A 4,298-nucleotide genomic window follows, 5' to 3' on the forward strand; every position below is an offset into this window, starting at 1 on the left:
GGATGCCCTGGTAGACGAACTGTGGGTCGAGTTCCTGCAGCTCGGTCGGATAACCCATCGTCTCAAGCAACTGGCGGGCGACCTCGGTCTTCACGGTCACGCCCGGCCAGGCCTGGATGGCGAAGCGCACCGGCTCCGCGGCCCCCGCACGCAATGGAAGCAATGCGGTGACGGCAATCAGCGCCGCGGCAATCACGCCGTGCGGCTTGCGGATCATGCGTTTGATCATGGAGTTCTCCTCCTTTCATTGTATGCCCCGCGGCGACGCGGACGTCGCCGCGGGACTCTGGGAAGCGGTTACGACTGCGCGGCGCGCTTCTGGTACGTCTCGGCTGGGCGATTCTGCTCGTCGAGCCGGGCCCGCGCCTCGCGTTCGGCCAGGACCTCGCCATTGCGGATGTACTGGTCGGACGCGTCGGAACGCGGCTCCCAGTCCCAGGACTGGGTCCGGCCCTTGCTCAGCGCGTTGTAGATGAAGCGGCGGCGCTTCTGCGTCTCCAGCACGCGCCGGCGCAGATCGTCCGGGTTCCACCGCTTGTGCACGCGGTCGGCGAGTTCGTTCTCGATCTCCCGGTAGTCGGAGCGACCGGCGACGTTTTCGAGCTCGTCCGGATCCTTGTCCAGATCGAACAGCTGCGGCGGATCGGCCGGCTGCCCCGCCTCACCATCACTGTAGACGTACTTGTACGGGCCACGGCGCACCATCAGCACCGGACCGGCCGCACCCTCGCCCATGTACTCGGAGTACGCGGTATCGGGCCAATCCTGGTCTTTGCCGTGGAGCAGCGGCACGACGCTGTGCCCGTCGAGGTGCGGCGCGATGACGGGATCGGGGGTCTCGCCGGAGGCGAACTCGACGAACGTCGGGAACAGGTCCACCAGCGAGACATTACCTTTGGCGCGCTGGCCGCCGGGGACATCGGGGTGACTGATGATGAACGGCACGGTGGCGGACCACTCGTACATGCTCATCTTGTACCACATGCCGCGCTCACCCATCATATCGCCGTGGTCGGCGGCGAAGACCACGATGGTGTTGTCCGCCTGGCCGGTCTTCTCGAGCGCATCGAGCAGCTCGCCCACCTTGTCGTCGACGTAGCTGATCATGCCGTAGTACGCATGCCGCGAACGGCGGATGTCTTCATCCGTGTGATCCACCTGGTGCATACCATAGTGGTAGTACAGGCGCGCGCTGTGCGCATCGCGCTCTTCCACCGGACGGTACTTCACGTGCGGCATGTCGATCTCGTCCTCGGCATAGCGCTCGTAGTACTCGCGCGTGGTGAGGTACGGATCGTGCGGATGCGTCAGTGAGGTGCAGAGGAAGAACGGCCGTTCATCGGTCTTGTTCGTCTGGTCACGCTTCACATCGAACATGTACCGGGCGGATTTCCAGGTCGCCTCGTCGTCATAGTCGATCGGCATGCTGCGGGCGACCACGCCGGAGTGCGTGACGCTCTCCATGGTGTGGAAGAACTCGAGCTGTTCTTCGGGCTTTTCCCAGTCCGGCGTCCAGCCGAAGTCGACCGGATAGAAGTCGGTCGTCAGGCGCTCCTCGAACCCGTGCAGCTGGTCCGCGCCGACCAGATGCATCTTGCCGGACAGGCAGGTGCGGTAATCATGGGCACGCAGATAATGCGCGAAGGTGGGCACCTGCGAGGGGAACTCGGAGGCGTTGTCGAAGGCGTCGAGATCCGAAGGTAACCGGCCGGAGAGCATCGAGACGCGCGAGGTCGAGCACAGTGGCGAGTTGCAGTAGGAGTTCTCGAACACCGTACCGCGCTCGACGAGGCGGTCGATGTTGGGCGTCTTCACGACCGGATGGCCGTAGGCCGGCAGCACGGGCGCACCAAGCTGGTCGGTCATGATGAACAGGATGTTGGGGCGGTTGGTTGCCATGCGGCGCTTCTCCGTTCGGTCGGTAGTGCATCGATTGCGTCGACGCACAGTGTCCGCAGTGGCCGACAGCGCGACAAACAACGAATTCGGCGTGTTAGGCTTAGTTGCACTAATGCCTCGCAGGAGACGCCGTGCCGCGCCCGTTGCCACCGCCGAGCTGGCTGCGCACGTTCGAGGCCGCGGCGCGCCACCTGAGCTTCACCCGGGCCGCCGAGGAACTGCACGTGACCCAGTCGGCGGTCAGCCAGCAGATCCGCCTGCTCGAGGACCGCCTGGGCGAGCCGCTGTTTCACCGGCTGCCGCGCAGCATCCAGCTCACCGAGGCCGGCAAGGCGTACCTCCCGGTCGTGCGCGACGCCTTCGAGCAGCTCTCCCTCGCGACCGAGCAGGTATTCGGCTATTCCCGGACCGAACTGGTAACGATTCGGGCGACGCCCGGCTTCGGCGAGTTCTGGCTGGCGCCGCGGCTGGGCGATTTGTATGCCCATCACCCGGAGGTCGAGGTGCGCGTGACCTCGACCATCTGGAACGCCGAGTTCATGGAAACAGGTGTCGATCTCGAGGTCCGCTACGGCACGGACGAGTGGCCGGAGCTGGAAACCCGGCGCCTGACCCGGGAGTATCTGGTACCGGTCTGCGCACCCTCCATCGCCGACCGCCTCGGCGGAGATCCGCGCCGCCTCGCGGATGAGCGCCTGCTGCATGTCGACGGGTTCCGCAACGGCTGGGCGGAGTGGCTGCATCATGCCGGGGCAGCCGCCGAAGTCGACGCGGGCAGCGGTTCGCATTTCGATACGGCGATCCTGCCGATCCGCCTGGCATGCGAGGGGTTAGGGATCGCGCTCGGACGCTGGTCGCTGGTCGAGCGCCACATCCACGACGGGCGTCTGGTGCAGCCGTTCCACGTCCCGATGCCGGTCGATGAGGCCTTCTATGTGGCGTGGCCGGGTGAAGAGCCGCTGCGCCCGGAGGCGGTCACGGTGCGGGACTGGCTGCTGCGGATCGCGGAACGCCCCGTAGAGCAATTATGACGGAACCCCGGGGCACTGTTGCCGCCGGCACCGCGGTGGCCGACAATCATGCGCTTTCGCGACCCACCGCAACGGCAGACGCACGGCAGCGAATGTCTCCCCGCCAACAATATGAGCAGGCGCTGGCCGACGGTACGCTGGAGCACGACCCGGCTCAGGCCGCGGCGATCGAGCGGCTCGACGACCTGCACGCGCGACTGGTCGCCGACGGCGAGCGGCGCACTGGACTGCGTGCGCGCCTGGGCCGTGCGTTCGGCCGCCGCACCGAACCGGTGCACGGGATCTATCTTCACGGCGGCGTCGGCACCGGCAAGACCCACCTCTTCGATCTGTTCTATGACGCCCTGCCGTTCGACGACAAGCTGCGGCTGCACTTTCACCGCTTCATGTACCTCGTCCATGAGCAGCTGCGCGAACTCGGTGACCGCGAATCGCCACTCGAAGAGATCGCGGATCATTTCGCGGCCCGTGCGCGCGTGCTCTGCCTGGACGAGATGCACGTCAACGACATCACGGACGCGATGATGATGGCGGGGCTGCTGCGCGGGCTGTTCACGCGCGGCGTGACGCTGGTCACGACCTCGAACGTGCCGCCCGACCGGCTGTACGCCGACGGCCTGCAGCGTGAACAGTTCCTGCCGGCGATCAAACTGCTGCAGACCCACACCGAAATCGTGCCCGTCGACGGTGGCACCGATTGGCGGCTGCGCAATCTCGGCGATGCGAAACACTGGATCGTTCCGCACGACCGCGAGGCGGATATGGAACTGGTCGGCATCTTCGAGCGATCGGTCGCCGTCAATCGCCGCAAGCGCGACTGGGTGACCATCAACGGCCGACGGATCACCGTGGTCTATTGGGCGGACGGCGTCGCCTGGTTCGACTTTCTGTCGCTGTGCCGCGGGGCGCGTTCCTCCAGGGACTATCTCGAGATCGCGCGCTTCTTCCACACGATCCTGCTGCGACGGGTACCGGTCATGGATGCGTACGACGACGACGCCGCCCGCCGCTTCATCAACCTGATCGACACGCTCTACGACCGCAACGTCCGCCTGTTCGCCTCCGCCGAAGCGGCACCGGAATCGCTCTACACCGGCGACCGCCTCGCCTTCGAATTCCAGCGCACCGCCAGCCGTCTGCGCGAGATGCAGACGCATGAGTACGCGGCTCTGCCGCATCTCGCCTGAACCGGATGCGCTTCGGGCTGGATTGAGGTGGGCCGGTTTTTTTCGGACGTGGTTTTCGGGTTCTCGCCAAGTCGCGGAGGGCGCCAAGGTGCGCGAAGAGAAGCGAAAAAAGAAGGGAACCCGTGGATCAGATGGCCCGTGGTCGTGTTTGAGAAAACCGCGCGCGTGCGCTGCGCGCAAA

The 4,298-nt window shown here is 65.8% G+C and carries 4 protein-coding genes; 2 read left to right on the plus strand and 2 right to left on the minus strand.

Annotated elements, in window-relative coordinates:
* On the minus strand, positions 1-229 hold a 229-nt coding region (locus A0W70_RS16325; RefSeq protein WP_217495462.1), incomplete at its 3' end, for a glycine betaine ABC transporter substrate-binding protein.
* A gap of 68 nt (positions 230-297) precedes the next feature.
* Positions 298-1,899 (minus strand): choline-sulfatase, encoded by a 1,602-nt coding sequence (betC, locus tag A0W70_RS16330; protein WP_070990175.1) that lies wholly within the window; start codon positions 1,897-1,899, stop codon positions 298-300.
* 131 nt (positions 1,900-2,030) lie between these two features.
* Here betC and A0W70_RS16335 point away from each other — a divergent pair, with 131 nt between their 5' ends.
* Together A0W70_RS16335 and zapE are read left to right on the plus strand one after the other, a co-directional pair.
* Positions 2,031-2,930, plus strand: coding sequence for a LysR substrate-binding domain-containing protein (locus A0W70_RS16335; protein WP_070990177.1), 900 nt, complete (start codon positions 2,031-2,033; stop codon positions 2,928-2,930).
* A gap of 92 nt (positions 2,931-3,022) precedes the next feature.
* Positions 3,023-4,117, plus strand: a complete 1,095-nt coding sequence (gene zapE / locus A0W70_RS16340) for a cell division protein ZapE (RefSeq protein ID WP_070990179.1) — start codon at positions 3,023-3,025, stop codon at positions 4,115-4,117.
* Positions 4,118-4,298: the final 181 nt, after the last annotated feature.

The sequence above is a fragment of the Halofilum ochraceum genome, assembly GCF_001614315.2.
Classification (GTDB): Bacteria; Pseudomonadota; Gammaproteobacteria; order XJ16; family Halofilaceae; genus Halofilum; species Halofilum ochraceum.

Coding starts and splice junctions, on each gene's coding strand:
- betC (WP_070990175.1), bottom strand. CDS start 1,899: ATGGCAACCAACCGCCCCAACATCCTGTTCATCATGACCGACCAGCTT.
- zapE (WP_070990179.1), top strand. CDS start 3,023: ATGTCTCCCCGCCAACAATATGAGCAGGCGCTGGCCGACGGTACGCTG.